Here is a 19232-nt window from a genome sequence, read left to right on the forward strand (position 1 = left end):
CTGAGGAAATGCGTGGGAAAACAGGCTTTTGCCGAAAACCCTCGCAAAACCCTCCGGGCGGACGAAACGGGGCGCAGCAAGTCTGGGGCAAAGGGTAGCTGCAATCGAACATGGCTCATTCCGTCGAAAGTCGCTTTATCGCGATTGTTTCCGGCGCACTTCTTACAGTGGTCGCCCCGCTCTTCACGCTTTTGCTGACGCTCTCCTATCACGAAGCTATTCGCAGCCAGCGTAACCACCTTGAGATTCTGCTGTCGACCAATGCGCAGGCGCTTGCCCGGCCCCTGTGGGACCTTGATGACGACACCATAAATCAGATTACCGGCACCCTCATCTCCGACCCCGTGATCAGGATGGTCGAGGTCAGGGATACCTCCGGCCAGCTCGATATCGTCCAGACGGCCGGCAGCGACATCATTCAGGATGCAGCCTCGACGACGCGTGAAGTCACCTACAAGACCACGAAGGGCTCCGTCACCGTCGGGCAACTGACGATCTATTACGACAATGTCAGCCTTCTGACCTCGTTGAGCCGCACCGAACTGGCCTTCATCACGATTTTCATCCTCGCCGTCCTTACCATCGTTCTTGCCGCCATCGCCGGCAACCGCTTCATGGTCATCCGTCCGCTGATGCGGCTCGCGGCCGCCATCGAGGCGACGCGGCGTCTCGGTTCGCGCCACCACGTCGACTGGCGTTCGAAGGACGAAATCGGCCGGCTGGCGAAAAGCTTCAACGAAATGCAGACCCAGCTCGAAAAGGAAGAGCTGGAGATCAAGAACGCACATGAGCGCAAGACGGAAATCTACAACCGCACGCCCGCCATGCTGTTTTCGCTCGACAGGCACGACCGCATTGCCGCCGTCAGTGACTATTGGGTGCAGGCGACCGGTTACGACCGCACCCGTATACTCGGCCTGAATTTCGCCGATCTCATCCATCCCGATGACCGGCTTCTTTTTCAGCAGCGCAAGACGGCTCATCCCTTGCCCGATGCCTCGCATAGCGGCATTACCGTGCGTTTCCATTGCATGGATGGCAGCCTCATGGATGCGCTCATCCTCGAAAAGGCCCTCGATTCCGGCGATACGGCCCATCAGAGCACCTGCCTCTGCGTCATGACGGACGTGACCGAACTGCGCCAGTCGGAAAAGCGCAACCGCCAGCAGGCCATTTCCGACCACCTGACCGGCCTTTTCAACCGCCAGGGCTTCGAGGCCATTCTCGACCTGCAAATCCGCGATGCGGACCGCAATGGCAGCGAGCTGGCCTGCCTGTTCATCGACCTCGACCGGTTCAAGGCGATCAACGACAATCTCGGCCATGCCGCGGGCGACGCCGTTCTCAAACAGTTCACGTTGAAGCTCGAACCGCTGCTGACGCCGCTGGACAGCGCATCGCGGCTTGGCGGCGACGAATTCGCTATTCTTCTGGCCGGCGACAAGGTGGAAGAGCGCGCCCTGCAATTCTGCGAGCGCATCTGCGCCATGCTCGACACGCCCTTCGAGATCGAAAGCAACAGCATCCGCCTCAGCGCCAGCATCGGCATGGCGGTCTATCCCCTGCACGCCGCCAGCGCCTCCGAGCTTTTGCAGAATGCCGACATGGCGATGTATACCCGCAAGCGCACGGGCAAGAACGGCTCGCAGGTCTTCGACAGCTCGATCATGGACCGTGCGCGCGAACATGCGGAGCTGGAACGGGATATCGCGCAGGCGCTTTCCGAAGACTGGTTCGAGGCCTATTTCCAGCCGATTCAAAACCTCGCCACCGGCCAGACGGCGGGTTTCGAGGCGCTGCTGCGTCTCAACCACCCGGACAAGGGCCTGCTTTCTCCGGCCGCAATCGTCAGCCTTGCGGAAGAAAACGGCACTATCCACCGCATCGGCAATGTCATTCTCGATCAGTCGATCGCCAATCTCGCCAGGCTGTCGCGCCTGCCGGGCATGGACCAGACCTATGTGGCGGTGAATTTCTCGCCGTTGCAATTCGAACCGGGATTGCCGACGCGCATCGCCGGCGTTCTGCACCGCCATGGCATTCTTCCCAGACGGCTGGTCATCGAGATCACCGAAGCCGTTATCATGAAGGACGATCCGCAAATCCGGGCGATCCTCAATGCCATCCACCAGCTCGGCTGCCGCATCGCGCTGGATGATTTCGGCACCGGTTATTCCTCGCTCAGCTATCTCAGCCGTTTTCCGGTCGATATCGTCAAGATCGACCAGTCCTTCACCCGCTCGATCTGCGACGACAGGATGGACATCAGGCAGCGCAACCGCATGCTGGTCGAAGGCATCGCGGCCATCTCGCACAAGATGAACTGCGCCGTCATTGCCGAGGGCGTCGAGACGGAAGAACAGAAGGCGCTTCTGACCGATATAGGCGCGGATTTCGGGCAGGGTTATTTCTTCGCACGTCCGCAACCGGTCGAAAGGCTGATCACCTCACTCGATACGGCGTCCGGGCAAAACCGCACCGCGGCGCGGCAAGCATGAACCGGCAGGGGGCAGCCATGGGATTGATCCGCTTTTGCCTGATCTTTCTTGCGCTCGCCACTCCGGCCAGCGCGGCCAAGCTCTTCCTGACCACCGAGGTCTATCCGCCCTATAATCTGCAGGCCAGCGACGGCAGCGTGCGGGGTGTCTATTTCGACCAGCTCAGAACCGTGCTCGAGGACACCGGCACCAGTTACGAAGTCGCCGTCATGCCCTGGGCGCGGGCCATCGCACTGGCCAGAACGCAGGCCATGCACTGCGTCTTTGCCGCTGCGAGAACGCCGGAGCGGGAAAAGCAGTTCAAATGGGTCACACCGATCCATATCGACCGCAACATTCTCGTGGCGCGCCGCAACGCGAATATCGAAGCCTCCAGCCTTGAGGAAGCCAAGAAATATCGAGTGGGAACCCAGCGTGGAGATTACACCGAAGCGCTTCTGGAAAAGCTCGGTTTCCCGCAGGTGGATGTCGGCGCGGATTTCGAGATCACGCTTCACAAGCTGAAGGCCGGCCGCATCGACCTGATGCCCATGTCTGAAAGCACCTTCAAAAGCCTGCCCGCCGACACGTTCAGGGAAGTGATAACCCTCACCCGGCAACAGCTTGGGCTTGCCTGCAACAAAAGCGTGCCCGACGAGGTCATCGCGAAATTACAGGCCCGGCTGGACAGGCTGATCGCCGATGGAACGCAGCAGCGAATATTCGACCGCTATAATCTCGTCAGCCCATAAGCGGCCGGTTCGGCGTTCCCGCAAAACTCGTAAAAAGCAAAACTCATAAAAAGATTGACAGCCGGCGGTTTTCGGGGTGGTGACAACAGCATCATCAGGCAAAACGCGGACATGCCCCATGAAGATCATCGCAGGACTTGGTAATCCCGGCGCGCAATATGCGGTAAACCGTCACAATATCGGCTTCATGGCCGTCGATGCGCTGCAGCGCCTGCCGTCCTTTGCGCCCTGGTCGAGAAAATTCAAGGCGGAGATTTCCGAAGGCGAGATCGGCGGCGAGAAGGTCCTGCTGATGAAGCCGCTGACCTATATGAACCTTTCGGGTGAGTCCGTCGGCGAAGCCATGCGCTTCTTCAAGCTTGCGCCGGCAGACATCATCGCCATCCATGACGAACTGGATTTGCCGGCCGGCCGCGCCCGCATCAAGACCGGCGGCGGCCATGGCGGTCACAATGGCCTGAAATCGCTCGACGCCCATTGCGGCAAGGACTATCGCCGCCTGCGGCTCGGCATCGGCCATCCCGGTGACAAGGAACGGGTGCACGGCCACGTACTCGGCGATTTCGCCAAGGCAGACCGGGTCTGGCTCGATCCGCTTCTGGACGCCATTGCCGACAATGCCGCCATGCTGGTGAAAGCCGAGGATTCGCAGCTGATGAACAAGCTGGCGCTGGCCACGGGCAGCAAGCCGGAAGCCGAAAAGCTGGCCAAGCCCGCTGCACAGTCCCATATCCATCAGGCACGCAACAGCGCCCAGCCGAAAAAGCTGCCGGAAACCGGCCCGATGGCCGAAATGCTGAAACGCATGTTCAGCAAGAAGGACTAGATCGCGAATGTCTTCGGAGCCCACCGTCCCGCGCGCAGCCGCAGCCGGCGATCTGGCCGGATTGCTTGACCTTTACCGGGCGCTCAATCCGTCCGACCCTGAAATGACGGCAGAAGAAGCGAACACGGCTTTCGCGGCCATGCTCGCCCAGCCGGGCCTGACCGTGTTTCTTGCGACCGAAGGCGAAGAAGCGGTCGCCACCGCCACGCTGCAGATCGTTCCGAACCTGACGCGCGCCGCCCGTCCCTATGCCCTTATCGAAAACGTGGTGACGCTGGAAAACCGTCGTGGCCGCGGATATGGCCGCGCGGTGGTGCGCCATGCCGTCGAGGCCGCTTTTGCGGCGAACTGCTACAAGGTGATGCTGTTGACCGGCCGGCAGCGTCCGGAGGTTCACGCCTTTTACGAAAGCTGCGGTTTCGTGCAGAACAAGACGGGTTTCCAGATCCGGCAGGATTAACGCTCACTCCTCCGGCTCGGTGGTGAACATCAGCGGAAATCCCGCTTCCTTGCCGAGATCGGTCGCTTCCTTGGCCTTGGTCTCGGCGATATCGCGCTCGCAGACAACGACGACCGCGCTGCCGAAGCGGTGCGCCGTCATCATCACCCGGTGGCCGGTTTCCTCGCTCATGCGGAAGACGGCTTTCAGGACGACGGTAACGAACTCACGCGGCGTATAGTCGTCATTCAGCAGAATGATCTTGTAGAGCTTCGGCCGCTCCAGCTTCGGTTTGACTTTCGGTTTCGGCTTGAGATCGACAGGACTGTCACTCATCATGGTCGCTCGTGCCTGTCGCTCATCGCGGTTGTTCATGGGAAAACCCCGTTGATGACGAAAGATCGATCGCTTGACCCGCTCATATTGCGCCGCAACCGCGGCATCGGCAACCCTGCCCGAAATTCCGCACCATTAAAGGTGCTTTGCCCGCACAAATCGGCCCGCGGGCTTGACCTTGCCCTGCCCTTTCCGCAAAAGGCTCCTCAACGAATTCTTTCAAACGGACAGGTTTCAAGCCATGGGCTTCAAATGCGGTATCGTTGGATTGCCAAATGTCGGCAAGTCCACTCTCTTCAACGCGCTGACGAAAACGGCAGCGGCGCAGGCGGCCAACTATCCCTTCTGCACCATCGAGCCTAACACCGGCGAAGTGGCGGTTCCGGATGCGCGCATGAAAATCCTTGCCGACATTGCCGGCTCGAAGGAAATCATCCCCACCCGCATCTCCTTCGTGGATATTGCCGGCCTGGTGCGCGGCGCATCGAAGGGCGAAGGCCTCGGCAACCAGTTCCTCGCCAATATCCGCGAAGTGGACGCCGTGGTTCACGTTCTGCGCTGCTTCGAGGATGACGACATCACCCACGTCGAAGGCCGCATCAACCCCGTGGCCGATGCCGAAACCATCGAGACCGAGCTGATGCTTTCCGATCTCGAAAGCCTTGAGCGCCGCACGGAACAGACCCGCAAACGCGCCACCGGCAAGGATAAGGAATCGCTGGCGCAGCTGCCGCTGATGGAAGCCTCGCTGAAGCTTCTGAACGAAGGCAAGCCGGTCCGCACCCTGCTCTCCACGCTCGATGCCGAGGAACTGCGCATCCTTCAGGGCCTCAACCTGCTGACCGCGCATCCAGTCCTCTACGTCTGCAACGTCGCCGAAAGCGACGCCGTCGACGGCAACGAACATACCAAGGCCGTAGCCGAAATGGCCAAGGCCCAGGGCGCCGAATCCGTCGTCATCTCCGCGGCGATCGAATCCGAAGTCGCACAGCTTCCCGATGAAGAGGCGAAGGAATTCCTCTCGGCCCTCGGGCTCGAGGAAGCAGGCCTCGACCGCCTGATCCGCGCCGGCTACAAGCTGCTCGATCTCATCACCTATTTCACCGTCGGCCCGAAGGAATGCCGCGCCTGGACCATCGAGCGCGGCACCAAGGCCCCGCAGGCCGCCGGCGTCATCCACTCCGATTTCGAACGCGGCTTCATCCGCGCCAACACCATCGCTTACAACGACTATGTCGCCTTCAAGGGCGAAGTCGGCGCGAAGGAAGCCGGCAAGGCTCGCGACGAAGGCAAGGAATATGTGGTTCAGGACGGCGACGTCATCCACTTCCGCTTCAATACCTGATCTGGGTTGAGGTGAGGACGGTCGGGGCTTAGTCGCCCGGACATCGCGGCACGGTTTCTTCTCCCCGCCGGGGAGAAGGTGGCCCGAAGGGTCGGATGAGGGGGCAAGCTCTCCGAATATCTCTACCCTCGCCCCCTCATCCCGCTGCCGCGACCTTCTCCCCCTCGGGGGAGAAGAAACAAGTGGCACCCGCTCGCCCCATTCCTCCGCATCGCACCCTCGATTTGACCTTTACGTAAAGGGAAAAATCATTTTAGATGCCACCGATATTGACTGTGCGAAGGGAGGAAACCATGACGCCGGTCGCGACATATGCCTATGAGGATTTTTCCGTCGGTCGGGAATTTCCTTTGGGCCCGCAATCGATTTCCGCAGAGCAGATCATCGCCTTCGCCAGCGAATTCGACCCACAGCCGATGCATCTTTCCGAAGAGGCGGGCCGCCAGAGCATTCTCGGCGGTCTGGCGGCTTCCGGCTGGCACACCTGCAGCCTGCTGATGCGGATGATGGCGGACAGCTACATCTCGAACTCGACCTCGCAGGGCAGCCCCGGAATCGATTTCGTCGACTGGAAAAAGCCGGTTCTGGCGGGCGATACGCTTGTCGGAAAATCCATCGTGCTGGAACAGCGGCCCTCCGCCTCGCGCCCCGGCATCGGCCTCGTGAAATTACGCCACGAGCTTTATAACCAGCGTGGCGTTCTGGTATCGCACGGCGAAAACACCGTGATGTTCCTGATGCGCGGCAATGGAGGCGTTGCAGCATGAAACTGGCAGAACTTTCTCCCATCGGCGAACGTATCACCCTCGATACGCTGCATTTTTCCGCCGAAGACATCATCCGTTTTGCCCGCGACTTCGATCCGCAGCCCTTTCATCTCGATGCGGAAGCCGCAAAGAACAGCGTTTTCGGCGCTCTCTGCGCTTCCGGCTGGCACACCGGCGCAGGCTGGATGAAATGCTTCCTCTCTCACTGGGCCAAAGAGGTGAAAAGATTGAAGCTACAGGGCCTTGAGCCGCCCAAACTCGGCCCCTCCCCCGGCTTTCGCGAACTCAAATGGAAAAAACCGGTCTTCGCCGGAGACGATGTCACCTATTTCGTGACCCTGCTCGAGACCCGAGCGCTGGAATCCAGAGCCGGCGTCTGGCTGAACACCACATTTAACGAGGGCCTCAACCAGTCGGGAGAAACAGTGATGACCTTCCAGAGCGGGGTTCTGGAATTCGAATAGAAAAGCGTCGGGGCAACAGCGTCACCATTGCCCCGTTACCATTTCAGTGGCCGGAAAACTCCACCAGCGTCCGCACCTCGACGCCAAGGTCTTCCAGCTTCTTGCGGCCACCGAGATCGGGCAGATCGATAACGAAACAGGCGGAAACAATCTCCGCACCCATCTGCCGCAGTAGCTTGACCGCGCCTTCGGCAGTGCCGCCGGTAGCAATCAGGTCGTCGACCAGAATGACCTTTTCGCCCGGCTGGACCGCATCCACATGCATTTCCATTTCATCGACGCCGTATTCAAGGCTGTAGGCGACGCGGACGGTGGTGTGCGGCAGCTTGCCCTTTTTGCGGATCGGCACGAAACCGGCCGATAGCTGATGCGCCACCGCACCGCCCAGAATGAAGCCGCGTGCTTCCATGCCGGCGATCTTGTCAATCTTCGTTCCCGCATAGGGTTGCACGAGTTCGTCCACGGCACGGCGAAAAGCGCGGGGGTTGCCGAGCAGCGTCGTGATGTCCCGGAAGATGATGCCCGGCTTCGGATAGTCGGGAATGGAACGGATGGCAGCGGAAAGCTCCGAAGCGATAACGGTCATGGTATTTCCAGTTGAGATAAGGGAAATGGATCAGAAGGTTCGGGCCACCCTATCAACTTGACGGCTGCGGACCAACTAAAAAGGGCCGGCGCTCATTCCGCCGGCGACATTCCCTCGATCTGCGCCCAGACCGGGCAGACATCCTCGAAGGAATGCGACAGGGGCCGCAGCGCCTCATCTTCCCTGTCATCGAAACTTCCCGAGACCAGCGCAACCGTCGGCGCGTCGTCGATGGCGCCAAGCGTGCTGCCGCAGATCGGGCAGAAAGCCCGGCTGGAATAATCGGAGGATCGGAAAGTCGAAGGCGCGCCGCCCTCTCCCGTCCACGTCACCGCATCCTTCTCGAACTCCACCCAGGCAAGGCTGGGCGCACCGGAATGCCGCTGGCAGATATCGCAGGAGCAAGTGTGCGGATTGCCGGGCTCGCCCTTCGCTTCAAAGCGGATGGAGCCGCACAGGCAGCCGCCGTTACGAATTGTCGTCATTTCCACCATCCCTCTCGACACATGAAAAGGCCCCCACGGAAGACCGTGGGGGCCAATGACTGACAGCATCTTCTGGATGCCGATCAATGTTCCTTGTTGGCGTAGACCGATTTCTTGGTGAGATAGATCAGCGCCGTGAAGATGAACAGGAACACCATGACCATGAAGCCGGTGCGCTTGCGCTCTTCCAGATGCGGTTCTGCCGCCCACATCAGGAACGCAGCAACGTCCTTGGAATATTGGTCCACGGTCTGCGGCGCGCCGTCGTCATAGGTTACCTGATCGGCACTGATCGGCGGCGCCATCTTCAGCGCGGCTGCGCTGACGAAATACGGGTTGAAATGTGTGCCTTCCGACACTTCAACGCCGGCCGGCGGATCCTGATATCCGGTCAGCAGCGCATGGATGTAGTCCGGGCCGCCTTCCTGATAACCGCCGACGATCGGGATCATGTCGATGAGGAATTGCGGAAAGCCGCGCTCCACGCCGCGCGCCTTGGCGAGCAGCGACATGTCGGGCGGGGCCGCCCCACCGTTGGCGGCGGCAGCCGCCTCATGGTTCGGGAAAGGCGAAGGGAAATGATCGGAAGGCACGGCCTTGCGATTATACATTTCACCATCGGCGTTCGGCCCGTCCTGCACTTCATATTCCGCGGCGAAAGCCTTCACCTGCTCGTCCGAATAACCGAGATCCTCCAGCGTGCGGAAGGAAACGAGGCTCATGGAATGGCAGGCGGAGCAGACTTCCTTATAGACCTTCAGACCGCGCTGAAGCTGGCCCTTGTCGTATTTGCCGAAGGGTCCGGCAAAGGACCAGCTCTGCTCCTCGGGCTTGATGACCGGGAAGTGACCCCCGGCAATCGCGTGCTCCGTCTGGGCGGCGAGATCATGACTCTCCTCCGCCGCGAAGGCGGCGGCGGAACAGCCGATGGCGGCGAAAAGCGCGATGCTCGTTACAAGCTTCTTCATTGTCGTCATCCTTCCTTCGCGCTCAGACTTCGGCAGCCGCAGATGCGGCACCCGTCTTGGCGGCGTTCTTTTCGAGAACGGCCTCGGTAATCGAATTCGGAATACGCCGGGGCGTTTCGACCAGACCGAGGATCGGCATGATGACGAGGAAGAAACCGAAATAATAAAGCGTGCCGAGCTGCGAATAGCCGACATAATTGCCTTTCAGATCGCCGGTGAGCAGGCCGAACAGGCCAGTTCCTTCCGCCGGGCGAGAACCCAGCCAGCCGAGCATGATGGCATTGACCACGAACAGCCAGAAGAACATCTTGTACCAGGGACGATAGACGGCGGAACGCACCTTCGACGTATCGAGCCAGGGCAGGAAGAACAGCACGACGATCGCGCCGAACATCACGAGAACGCCGCCCAGCTTGGAATCGATGATCCAGATGTTGAAGGTGATGGCGCGCAGCATGGCGTAGAACGGCAGGAAGTACCATTCCGGAACGATATGCGCCGGCGTCTTCAGCGGATCGGCCATGATGTAGTTGTCGGGGTGGCCAAGGAAGTTCGGCATGTAGAACACAAACCAGGCATAACCGATCAGGAACACGGAAACACCGAGCGCATCCTTCAGCGTCGCATAGGGTGTGAAGGGAACCGTGTCGGTCTTGCTCTTCACTTCAACGCCGGTCGGGTTGGTCTGGCCGGTCACATGCAGCGCCCAGATGTGCAGGATCACGACGCCTGCGATCATGAAGGGCAGCAGATAATGAAGCGCAAAGAAGCGGTTCAGCGTCGGCTGATCAACGGCAAAGCCGCCGAGCAGAAACTGCTGGATCCATTCGCCGATGGCCGGGAAAGCCGTGAAGAAACCGGTGATAACGGTTGCGCCCCAGAAGGACATCTGGCCCCAAGGCAGAACGTAGCCCATGAAGCCCGTCGCCATCATCAGCAGGAAGATCACGCAGCCGAGAATCCAGAGGATTTCGCGCGGCGCCTTGTAGGAGCCGTAATAAAGGCCGCGGGCGATATGCAGATAAACCGCGATGAAGAAGAACGACGCACCGTTGGCATGCATGTAGCGCAGCAGCCAGCCGTGGTTGACGTCGCGCATGATCTTTTCGACGGAATTGAAGGCGACCGTCGTTTCGGCCGCATAATGCATGGCCAGCACGACGCCGGTGAGGATTTGCACCAGCAGCATGACGGAAAGCATCGCGCCGAAGGTGTAGGCGTAGTTCAGGTTACGCGGGACAGGATAGGCAACGAAGCTGTCATAGATCATGCGCGGCAAGGGAAGCCGCGAATCGATCCACCTTTCGATGCCGGTGGACGGCTGATAACTGGAATGACCACTCATGAATATCTGTCCCCTTATCCGATCTTGATCACGGTATCGGATGTGAATGCAAATGTCGGGATGGCGAGGTTCTGCGGCGCCGGACCCTTACGTATGCGGCCCGCCGTATCGTAGTGCGAGCCATGGCAGGGACAGAACCACCCGCCGAAATCGCCGGCCTGGCCGAGCGGGATGCAACCGAGATGGGTACAGGAACCGACCATGACGATCCAGTTTTCCTTGCCCTCGCCGGCGGAGCGGTCGATATCCGTCGCCTGCGCGTCGGCGGCGATGTTGGCATTGCGCGCCACGGGATCCTTCAGATCGCCGAGGGCGACGGCCTTGGCTTCCTCGATTTCCTTCTCCGTGCGGTTGCGGATGAAAATCGGCTTGCCGCGCCACTTCACGGTAAGCGACATGCCCGGCTCGACGGCCGTGACATCCACCTCGATGGAGGCGAGCGCCAGCGTCGATGCATCGGGACGCATCTGGTCGATAAAGGGCCATGCAACTGCGGCGGCACCGACAGCGCCCGCCATTCCCGTCACTAGGTAAAGAAAATCGCGACGGGTCGGTTCACCCGAAGCGTCGTGATTGGTTACGTGCTCGCTCACCGCTACACCATCCTCTGCGCTGTTTTTGCCGTAAATCGCATGAGTCCTCCCGCTATGATTTGATCCAAGACAAACTCCGTCCCATCGTCCTGGTCATTCTCGCGGCATTTGAGAAACCGCGTCATGTGTTTGATCGCAAAATATTGACTGACTTGGCAAGAGCAAAGCACACAAAGCTGCCGTAATTCTGCCGGAGGGGGCCGATTTGGCTCGCATTTTTTCGCCGTCCTTGGCAGGCGGGCAACATTGTGCGCATCCATGCACCATGTTAGGAGACTTCAAGGGAGAGCGCGGAAAGCAGGGATTCGGATGACGGCGAAGCTCTCTTGCATGGTCTCCACGGCAGTGGCTGCCGTTCTTTTCGTCGCCAGCCTGCGTTATGTGACGGATTTCTGGCTTCTCGCCTTCGTCACCAGTTTCCAGCTACACATCGCCATCATCTGTATCCTGCTGTCATGCCTCGTTTTCTGGCTGACGCGCGACGCGGTTTCGGCGCTCCTCGTCGTCTGGTCGCTTGCGCTCGCCATCCATGCCATTGCCATGCTTCTGGAATTTTCCACATCCGCCACCCCCGCGCCGGGCGCCAAACCCTTCCGGCTGCTGTCCTTCAACGTGCTGATGGACAATGCCGCCAATGCGGATGCAATTGCCAACACGATTGTCGAATCGGGCGCGGATGCCGTCTATCTCTTCGAGGCGGCGGCGCTTAAATCGGCCCTGCCGCGTCTGCAGCAAACCTATCCGCACAGGCTTGGCTGCTACACCGGAACGCCGGGATGCGATCTGGTCATCCTGTCAAAAAGACCGTTGCTGGAAGCCCGTTTCCACAGCCTCAGCGATCTTCGGCGGGATCGGTTCGCCATAGCCCATATCGATCTCGACGGCACGGAACTGACGCTCGCCGCCGGGCATATCACCAAGCCCTATTTCGACGATTATCATCGCGACGAACTCGATGAAGCGAGTGAAATTCTCTTTCGCGTCACCGGGCCGCTCATTCTCGCCGGAGATTTCAATTCGGCCAGCATCGCCCCTGACATGCGCGCTTTCCTCGCCGCCAACGATCTGAAGAAAGCGACCTTCGAACCCGCCACATGGCCGACAGAGGCCGGCCGCTTCGGCATCGCCATCGACCACATCTTCGCCCGCGAACCGGCGACGCTGATGAAAACCACCCGACTGCCCGACAGCCTCGGTTCCAATCATTACGGCCTGATGGCGGATTTCATGATCGGCCGGTAGCGGCAGACATGCGCCGAAAGAAAACGGCGGCCCGAAAGCCGCCGTCCATGTTTCTCGAGATCGCGGATGCGGTTCAGAACTCCGACCATTCCTGCGCCGAAGCGGCGGCCTGCCGTCCGCCCCCGAAGGCGGCAGCAATTTTTTGCCCCATGGCGCGTGCGGGCGAAGGCTGCGGAACCGAAGCCGGGCCGGCCACAAGAATGTTTTCCGCCGCATCCCGCAATTTGAACTGCGCAAGAAGCATATTGAGGGCGCTCGCCTGCGAAGCAAGGCTGCCGCTGGCCGCCGTCGTCTGTTCCACCATGGCCGCGTTTTTCTGAGTGCCCTGATCCATCAGGTTCACGGCGGCGCTGATTTCGGAAAGGCCGGTCGACTGCTCACGCGTGGAAGTGACGATGGATGCGACGTGGCGGTTGATCTCCCTCACCTCGTCCACGATCCCCGCGAGCGCCTCTCCGGTTCTGCCGACCAGCGCGACGCCCTCACGGACCTGCTCGCCGGAACGGTGAATGAGAACCTTGATCTCCTTGGCAGCATTGGCGGAACGCTGCGCCAGCTCACGCACCTCCTGCGCCACCACGGCGAAACCCTTGCCGGCGTCGCCCGCACGCGCGGCCTCCACCCCAGCATTCAGCGCCAGCAGGTTGGTCTGGAAGGCAATCTCATCGATGACACTGATGATATTGCTGATCTCATTGGCGGATTTTTCGATATCCTGCACCGCCAGAACCGTGCGCGTGACGATTTGACCGGACATTTCAGCACTTTCGCGTGCCCGCTCCACGATCTCGCCGGCCTCGGCGGCACGCTGTGCCGAATCCTTCACCGCTGTCGTCACCTGCTCCAGCGCCGCTGCGGTTTCCTCGACGGACGAAGCCTGCTGCTCGGTGCGATGGGAAAGATCGCCCGCCGCCGCCAGTATCTCGCCGGCGCCCGCATCGATGGCGCCGGCATTCTCACCAACCGAGCGCAACGCCGCCTGCAGCGTCGCAACGGATTCGTTGAAATCGCCGCGCAGGCCATCAAGGCGTTCGGCAAAGGCGGCGTCCAGCCGGCAGGTCATGTCGCCCCGCGACAGTTTCTTCAGCCCCGCGCCCAGGTTTTCAACGGCAAAACGGATTTCTTCCGCTTCCTGCGCCTTCCGTGCCTCTTGCTCGGTGCGCTCCTGCTCGCTGAGGCTGCGGTTGACCTCGGCTTCCCGCTCTAGCCGCTCGCGTTCGATGGCATTGTCGCGGAATACGGCAACAGCCGCAGCCATTTCGCCAATCTCGTCCCTGCGGCCGGAATGCGGAATGGAGCTGTCATTATCGCCGGCAGCCAGTCCATTCATGGCGCGGGTAATATCGTTAATCGGGCGCGAAATGCGTAGGAAACTGAAGAGCGCGGCAACGAGCGCGACCGCGGCGGCAACCAGCATGCCGCCAAGGGACATGAAGAAGGCAAAATGTCCGGCCGCTTCCGCCGCCTGCTGGTCCGCCAGTCCACGCTGGCGATTATCCTCGATCATCTCTTTCATCAGCGCGCCGGCGGCATTACCCACCGGTGTCATGCGCGCAACCTGCGCCCGCGCAGCGTCAACATCGCCGGTGATGACGATTTTTTTCAGCTCCGCACCCATGGCTTCATAATTTGCGACCATTACATTCAGGCGCTGGAATTTCTCAATGATAGAGGGGCTTTTCAATTCAGCGGCATAGATATCGAACGCCTGCACGCGCTCTTCTTGCGCTTTTAGTATCCGCTGGAACAGGGCGTTCCTGGCCTCCGGTGTAGCGGAGGTCATGACCGCCAGATAATTGCGGCGGATATCGTTGAGCCTGTCGCCAAGATCAGCGACAATCAATGATCGCTCCATGCGCAGAACGATATTGCTGGCCTGTCGATCCATTTCCGCCACAGATCGCATGCTTGCAATCCCCTGGGCGATGGAAAAGAGAACGGTGATGCCGAACAATGCCGGCAGAAGTATACGAATTCTGAAAATATGCATTGTTTTCGATCCACAAAAAAAGAGCGCGTTCCTCCCGCAGACCTGTTTTTGCACGCACCGATAAACAAGAGCTTACCGCATCATTATAAATTTTGAGTTGAATAAATCTTTTTTCAACTCGCATATTCGCAGATATAAGCAACCGTTGATTTTATATTTATGCATATGAAATAAACACCCGGTCTGCGTGGACGGCCTCAGACGGTTTCCTCAGCGGCAAGAAAACCGCCCGACTGCCGCGCCCAGAGCTCCGAATAAAGACCGCCCTGCATGACCAGATCGGAATGGCTGCCCTGTTCGACGATGCGTCCCTGATCCATCACGATCAGCCGGTCGAGAGCGGCAATCGTCGACAAGCGGTGGGCGATGGCCAGAACCGTCTTGCCCTGCATCAGCTCGTCCAGATTGCTCTGGATCGCCGCCTCCACCTCTGAATCGAGCGCCGACGTCGCCTCATCGAGCACGAGGATCGGTGCGTCCTTCAGCATCACGCGGGCGATTGCGATGCGCTGGCGCTGGCCGCCGGACAATTTCACGCCGCGTTCGCCCACATGCGCGTCGAACCCCTTGCGGCCGCGCTGATCCTCGAGCCTGGCGATGAAATCATCCGCCTTGGCGCGCCGCGTCGCCTCCTGCAATTGCGCTTCGGTGGCGTCGTTGCGGCCGAACAGGATATTGTCGCGAATGGAGCGATGCAGCAGCGACGTATCCTGCGTGACCATGCCGATATGGGCGCGCAGCGATTCCTGCGTCACTCTGGCGATATCCTGCCCATCGATCAGGATGCGGCCTTTTTCGACATCGTAAAAACGCAGGAGCAGATTGACGAGGGTGGATTTTCCCGCCCCAGAGCGTCCGACGATGCCAACCTTCTCGCCCGCCCTGATTTCGAGGTTGAGATGGTCGATGACGCCGTTCGCGCGCCCGTAATGGAAGCTGACATTTTCGAAACGTATGCCCGGCTTCCTGACCTCCAGCACCGTCGCCTCCGGCGCATCGACGAGACCGATCGGCTGCGAAATCAGCTCGGCGGCATTCTGCACCGTGCCGAAATTGCGCATGATGCCGTTGAACTGCGTCATCAGCCGGCCGAGCAGGAAATTGAGGCGCAGCACCAGCGCCAGCGTGAAGGCCACCGCACCGGAACTGATCTTGCCGGAAAGCCACAGATCGATGCAGAGCGCCGCCATGGAGGTGATCATCACGCCGGACAACAGCGCCATGGAGGCGCGCACGCCGGTGATGAACCGGGTGAATGTCATGGTCGCATGCTGGAAAATGTCGAAACCCTGCCGCATGTAGCGGTCATTGGCATCATCGCGCCCGAACAGCCGGAGCGTCTGGATATTGCTATAGGCATCCACCATGCGGCCGGAAAGCATCGACGCGGCTTCCGCCGTTTCCTTGGAATGATAGCGGATACGCGGCACGAAATAGCGCGCCAGCAGCGAGAATATCCCCACCCAGACGACAACGACGACTGCAAGCCGCCAGTCCAGCCCGCCAATCAGGAACAGCATGGAAACGGAATAAATGCCGACGAACCACACGCTTTCCATCAACGAGGTGACGAGATCGCCCGCCGCCTGCCCGCCCGACCAGACCTTGGTGACGATGCGGCCGGAAAAATCGTTCTGGAAGAAGGTCAGCGATTGCCGCGCCACATGCATATAGGATTGCCAGCGCACCAGATTGTAAAAACCGGGCGTGATGATCTGCTGATCCACCAGCGCCGTTACCATGGTGACGATAAAACGCACGACGCCGATCAGCACCAGCATGCCCACCAGCTCGCCGCCATGGGCCGCAAGCAGCCCCGCCCAGCCCTCTTCCGGCTTCACGGTGGAGAGAATATCCACCAGCCGCCCGACGAACCAGAACAGCGCCGCCTCGATGGCCGCCGTCAGCCCGCCGAGCACCAGCATGGCGAAAAACGGCGCCTTGGCCTGCGAGATGTAGAACCAGATAAAGGCGAACGTGCTTTCAGGCGGCCGCAAATCGTCCTTGCGGGCGAAGGGCTTTATCCAGTTCTCGAAAAACTCGAAGATGCGGGTAATAACCATGATCCGGATATAGGCGGATTCCCGGAGCGGGAACAGCCGCGAAGGCTTCGGGAAGAGATTATATTTCGGTAACATTCGGGGAATGAAAAAGGGCGGGAAATGTTCCCCGCCCTTAAATCGACCCAGCGATATTTTGCGCATCGGCTGCATCCCCACACCGTCACCCCGGACTTGATCCGGGGTCCAGCGCGATCAAGTCCTTGATCGCAAAAGACTCCACTCACGGCGCAGACGCGCCGTGGCTGGATGCCGGCTCAAGGCCGGCATGACGGAGGAGAGGTTAGCGCACATATCATAGGCGAGAGGGCGGGAAACCATGCTTGCCGCCCTCTCGCTTCTCCTTATTCCGCGGCCACTTCCGCCTCATGGTCGGCGATGAAGCCGCCGGACTGGCGCCGCCACAGATCGGCATAGATACCGCCCATCGCCACCAGCTCCGCATGGCTGCCCGCCTCCACGATCCGGCCCTTGTCGAGGATGATGAGCCGGTCCATTTCCGTCAGTGTCGAAAGGCGGTGGGCGATCGCGATCACCGTCTTGCCTTCCATCAGCGAGAACAGGTTTTCCTGGATCGCCGCCTCGACTTCCGAGTCGAGCGCCGAAGTCGCCTCGTCCAGCACCAGGATCGGCGCGTTCTTGAGGAAGACGCGGGCGATTGCGATACGCTGGCGCTGACCGCCGGAGAGCTTCACGCCGCGTTCGCCCACCTGCGCATCGAGGCCCTGACGGCCATGCATGTCGACAAGCGTTTCGATGAAGTCCCAGGCATTCGCCCGCTTCGCCGCCGCGATCACCTGCTCGTCCGTGGCCTCGGGGTGACCATAGGCGATGTTGTCGCGGATGGACCTGTGCAGCAGCGAGGTATCCTGCGTCACGACGCCGATCAGCTCGCGCAGGCTGTCCTGTGACACCTTCGAGATGTCCTGCCCGTCGATGGTGATCCTGCCCGCTTCCAGATCGTAGAAACGTAGAAGCAGGTTCATCAGCGTCGTCTTGCCCGCACCCGAACGCCCGACCAGACCGACCTTTTCGCCCGGTTTGATGTCGAGCGTCAGCCCGTCGATCACGCCCTTGTTCTTGCCGTAGTGGAAACGGACATTGTCGTAACGGATCGCGCCCTGCGGGGCCGCAAGCTCAGGCGCTTTCGGAACGTCGACGATATCGTGCGGCTTCGTCATCATCGACATGCCGTCATAGACCGTGCCGATATTTTCGAACAGCGAGGTGACTTCCCACATGATCCACTGCGACATGCCGTTGACGCGCATGGCAAGGCTAATGGCGATGGCGACCGAACCGGCCGTGACCGAACCCTGCATCCAGAAATAAAGACCGAGCGCCGCCGTGGAAAACAGCACCAGGGCGTTGTTGAGGTCGATCAGGATGTTGAAGCCGGAAATCTTGCGCATCTGGCGGTGAACGGTTCCGAGAAACACGTTCATGCCCTCACGCGCATATCTTTCCTCGCGCCCCGCATGGGAAAACAGCTTGATCGTCGAGATGTTGGTGTAACTGTCGACGATCCGGCCCGTCATCATCGAGCGTGCATCGGCCTGCTCCTGCGCCAGCCGGCCGAGCTTCGGCACGAAATAAGCGAGGATGGCCATATAGATACCGAGCCAGACCAGCAGCGGAATAACCAGCCGCCAGTCCGCGGCCGCGACCATGAACAGCATTGAGACGACGAAGCTGATCGCATAAACGAAGACGTCGATCACCTTCAGCGCCACTTCGCGGATCGCCAGCGCCGTCTGCATCACCTTGGTGGAAACGCGGCCGGCAAACTCGTTGGCGAAGAAGTTCATGGAGTGGCGCAGCAGGAAACGGTGCATCTTCCAGCGCGCGATCATGCCGAAATTGCCGGCAAGCGTCTGGTGCATCGTCATGGTGTGGACGGCACCCATCAGCGGCAGCACGAAGAGCACCAGCGCCGCCATGCCGATCAGATGCCAGCCCTCATCGGCAAAAAAAGTCTCGCGATTGGCCGTGGAAAGCCAGTCGACGATATTGCCGAGGAATTTGTAGAGCATGGCTTCCGCAATCGCGATGCCCATGGACATCAGGCCAAGCAGCAGGAGCCATGGCCATGCGGGCTTCACATAATGCCACAGGAACGGCAAAAGCTTCTTTGGCGGCACGGAGGGCGCCGAAGAGGGAAAAGGATCGAGGCGTTTTTCAAACCAGCCAAACATAGGCCAAGCTCCGGCAATCAATCGCTCCATCGTGACATGGTGAGCGGACACAAATATGGCTCACGACAGAACGGAAAAGTCTTTGGATATGGCCGTGACAGCCACATGACGAATCGAAAAATGGGAAACGCGGGCGAACCGCGGAGTAACACCTAAGCCAGCAGCGGCACGACTGGGGCCGGGAGGCGAATACGAACATCATTTAGCATGAGAACCTCCCTTGGCTGGTGTTGAAGATATGGCCTTGTAGCGCAAAATTTAGTCAATGACCAGTCGGAAAGACACCGAATACGCGAGAAAACATGCAGGTGCCGCCCAAAGGCGAACGGGCGGAGACGACCCCGCGAGGTCTCCGCCCGTTA

Annotated in this window: 17 protein-coding genes; 8 read left to right on the forward strand and 9 right to left on the reverse strand. The window is 60.0% G+C overall.

The window, feature by feature from the left end; translation table 11 throughout:
* The first annotated feature begins 110 nt into the window (after positions 1-110).
* The 4 genes from CFBP4996_RS09480 to CFBP4996_RS09495 all read left to right on the forward strand — a co-directional run bounded on the left by CFBP4996_RS09480 (position 111) and on the right by CFBP4996_RS09495 (position 4515).
* Positions 111-2498, forward strand: a complete 2388-nt coding sequence (locus CFBP4996_RS09480; RefSeq protein ID WP_080851221.1) for a putative bifunctional diguanylate cyclase/phosphodiesterase — start codon at positions 111-113, stop codon at positions 2496-2498.
* Between the two features lie 17 nt (positions 2499-2515).
* The gene (locus CFBP4996_RS09485) at positions 2516-3229 is read left to right on the forward strand and encodes a substrate-binding periplasmic protein (RefSeq protein WP_080853117.1); all 714 of its coding nucleotides are present in this window, start codon (positions 2516-2518) and stop codon (positions 3227-3229) included.
* A 118-nt stretch (positions 3230-3347) separates the two neighbouring features.
* Positions 3348-4055, forward strand: coding sequence for an aminoacyl-tRNA hydrolase (pth, locus tag CFBP4996_RS09490; protein ID WP_080851219.1), 708 nt, complete (start codon positions 3348-3350; stop codon positions 4053-4055).
* Between the two features lie 7 nt (positions 4056-4062).
* Complete coding sequence (locus tag CFBP4996_RS09495; RefSeq protein WP_059757412.1) at positions 4063-4515, forward strand: GNAT family N-acetyltransferase; 453 nt, start codon at positions 4063-4065, stop codon at positions 4513-4515.
* 3 nt (positions 4516-4518) lie between these two features.
* Here the strand turns inward: CFBP4996_RS09495 and clpS are convergent, their stop codons facing one another.
* Positions 4519-4830, reverse strand: coding sequence for an ATP-dependent Clp protease adapter ClpS (gene clpS / locus CFBP4996_RS09500; protein WP_080853116.1), 312 nt, complete (start codon positions 4828-4830; stop codon positions 4519-4521).
* Between the two features lie 241 nt (positions 4831-5071).
* On the opposite strand from clpS, the gene ychF reads away from it, so the two are divergent.
* From ychF to CFBP4996_RS09515, 3 genes are all read left to right on the forward strand, one after another.
* A complete protein-coding gene (gene ychF, locus CFBP4996_RS09505) occupies positions 5072-6175 on the forward strand; it encodes a redox-regulated ATPase YchF (protein WP_035260423.1) in 1104 nt (367 codons plus the stop codon).
* 293 nt (positions 6176-6468) lie between these two features.
* Positions 6469-6942: a MaoC family dehydratase gene (locus CFBP4996_RS09510; RefSeq protein WP_065655710.1), complete on the forward strand. Its 474-nt coding sequence runs from the start codon at positions 6469-6471 to the stop codon at positions 6940-6942.
* The gene (locus CFBP4996_RS09515) at positions 6939-7406 is read left to right on the forward strand and encodes a MaoC family dehydratase (protein ID WP_080851217.1); all 468 of its coding nucleotides are present in this window, start codon (positions 6939-6941) and stop codon (positions 7404-7406) included. Before CFBP4996_RS09510 ends, CFBP4996_RS09515 begins: the two co-directional genes overlap by 4 nt.
* Positions 7407-7449: 43 nt before the next feature.
* On the opposite strand, the gene CFBP4996_RS09520 is transcribed toward CFBP4996_RS09515, so the two are convergent.
* From CFBP4996_RS09520 to petA, 5 genes are all read right to left on the reverse strand, one after another.
* Complete coding sequence (locus CFBP4996_RS09520) at positions 7450-7992, reverse strand: adenine phosphoribosyltransferase (protein WP_003494623.1); 543 nt, start codon at positions 7990-7992, stop codon at positions 7450-7452.
* Between the two features lie 92 nt (positions 7993-8084).
* Positions 8085-8477 (reverse strand): GFA family protein, encoded by a 393-nt coding sequence (locus tag CFBP4996_RS09525; protein ID WP_080853115.1) that lies wholly within the window; start codon positions 8475-8477, stop codon positions 8085-8087.
* 83 nt (positions 8478-8560) lie between these two features.
* Entirely contained in the window at positions 8561-9445 is an 885-nt protein-coding gene (locus CFBP4996_RS09530; RefSeq protein ID WP_003523103.1) for a cytochrome c1, read from the reverse strand.
* A 22-nt stretch (positions 9446-9467) separates the two neighbouring features.
* On the reverse strand, positions 9468-10790 hold the full coding sequence (locus tag CFBP4996_RS09535; protein WP_080851214.1) for a cytochrome b: 1323 nt from the start codon (positions 10788-10790) through the stop codon (positions 9468-9470).
* A 14-nt stretch (positions 10791-10804) separates the two neighbouring features.
* Positions 10805-11383, reverse strand: a complete 579-nt coding sequence (gene petA / locus CFBP4996_RS09540; RefSeq protein ID WP_035239587.1) for a ubiquinol-cytochrome c reductase iron-sulfur subunit — start codon at positions 11381-11383, stop codon at positions 10805-10807.
* A 309-nt stretch (positions 11384-11692) separates the two neighbouring features.
* Between petA and CFBP4996_RS09545 the strand changes: the two genes are divergently transcribed.
* On the forward strand, positions 11693-12625 hold the full coding sequence (locus CFBP4996_RS09545) for an endonuclease/exonuclease/phosphatase family protein (RefSeq protein WP_080851212.1): 933 nt from the start codon (positions 11693-11695) through the stop codon (positions 12623-12625).
* 73 nt (positions 12626-12698) lie between these two features.
* Here the strand turns inward: CFBP4996_RS09545 and CFBP4996_RS09550 are convergent, their stop codons facing one another.
* The 3 genes from CFBP4996_RS09550 to CFBP4996_RS09560 all read right to left on the reverse strand — a co-directional run bounded on the left by CFBP4996_RS09550 (position 12699) and on the right by CFBP4996_RS09560 (position 18870).
* Positions 12699-14615 (reverse strand): methyl-accepting chemotaxis protein, encoded by a 1917-nt coding sequence (locus CFBP4996_RS09550; RefSeq protein WP_080851209.1) that lies wholly within the window; start codon positions 14613-14615, stop codon positions 12699-12701.
* A 197-nt stretch (positions 14616-14812) separates the two neighbouring features.
* Positions 14813-16819, reverse strand: coding sequence for an ABC transporter ATP-binding protein (locus CFBP4996_RS09555; protein ID WP_424243862.1), 2007 nt, complete (start codon positions 16817-16819; stop codon positions 14813-14815).
* Positions 16820-17019: 200 nt separating this feature from the next.
* The gene (locus CFBP4996_RS09560; protein ID WP_080851205.1) at positions 17020-18870 is read right to left on the reverse strand and encodes an ABC transporter ATP-binding protein; all 1851 of its coding nucleotides are present in this window, start codon (positions 18868-18870) and stop codon (positions 17020-17022) included.
* Positions 18871-19232: the final 362 nt, after the last annotated feature.

It is taken from the genome of Agrobacterium leguminum (genome assembly GCF_005144435.2).
GTDB classification, from domain to species: Bacteria; Pseudomonadota; Alphaproteobacteria; order Rhizobiales; family Rhizobiaceae; genus Agrobacterium; species Agrobacterium leguminum.

Excerpts from the sequence above, each read along its gene's own strand:
- CFBP4996_RS09530 (WP_003523103.1), bottom strand. The coding sequence starts at position 9,445 with ATGAAGAAGCTTGTAACGAGCATCGCGCTTTTCGCCGCCATCGGCTGT.
- CFBP4996_RS09515 (WP_080851217.1), top strand. The coding sequence starts at position 6,939 with ATGAAACTGGCAGAACTTTCTCCCATCGGCGAACGTATCACCCTCGAT.
- CFBP4996_RS09520 (WP_003494623.1), bottom strand. The coding sequence starts at position 7,992 with ATGACCGTTATCGCTTCGGAGCTTTCCGCTGCCATCCGTTCCATTCCC.
- ychF (WP_035260423.1), top strand. The coding sequence starts at position 5,072 with ATGGGCTTCAAATGCGGTATCGTTGGATTGCCAAATGTCGGCAAGTCC.
- CFBP4996_RS09495 (WP_059757412.1), top strand. The coding sequence starts at position 4,063 with ATGTCTTCGGAGCCCACCGTCCCGCGCGCAGCCGCAGCCGGCGATCTG.
- CFBP4996_RS09545 (WP_080851212.1), top strand. The coding sequence starts at position 11,693 with ATGACGGCGAAGCTCTCTTGCATGGTCTCCACGGCAGTGGCTGCCGTT.
- CFBP4996_RS09555 (WP_424243862.1), bottom strand. The coding sequence starts at position 16,819 with ATGCGCAAAATATCGCTGGGTCGATTTAAGGGCGGGGAACATTTCCCG.
- CFBP4996_RS09560 (WP_080851205.1), bottom strand. The coding sequence starts at position 18,870 with ATGTTTGGCTGGTTTGAAAAACGCCTCGATCCTTTTCCCTCTTCGGCG.
- CFBP4996_RS09550 (WP_080851209.1), bottom strand. The coding sequence starts at position 14,615 with ATGCATATTTTCAGAATTCGTATACTTCTGCCGGCATTGTTCGGCATC.
- clpS (WP_080853116.1), bottom strand. The coding sequence starts at position 4,830 with ATGAGTGACAGTCCTGTCGATCTCAAGCCGAAACCGAAAGTCAAACCG.
- CFBP4996_RS09525 (WP_080853115.1), bottom strand. The coding sequence starts at position 8,477 with ATGACGACAATTCGTAACGGCGGCTGCCTGTGCGGCTCCATCCGCTTT.
- CFBP4996_RS09535 (WP_080851214.1), bottom strand. The coding sequence starts at position 10,790 with ATGAGTGGTCATTCCAGTTATCAGCCGTCCACCGGCATCGAAAGGTGG.
- CFBP4996_RS09485 (WP_080853117.1), top strand. The coding sequence starts at position 2,516 with ATGGGATTGATCCGCTTTTGCCTGATCTTTCTTGCGCTCGCCACTCCG.
- CFBP4996_RS09510 (WP_065655710.1), top strand. The coding sequence starts at position 6,469 with ATGACGCCGGTCGCGACATATGCCTATGAGGATTTTTCCGTCGGTCGG.
- pth (WP_080851219.1), top strand. The coding sequence starts at position 3,348 with ATGAAGATCATCGCAGGACTTGGTAATCCCGGCGCGCAATATGCGGTA.
- CFBP4996_RS09480 (WP_080851221.1), top strand. The coding sequence starts at position 111 with ATGGCTCATTCCGTCGAAAGTCGCTTTATCGCGATTGTTTCCGGCGCA.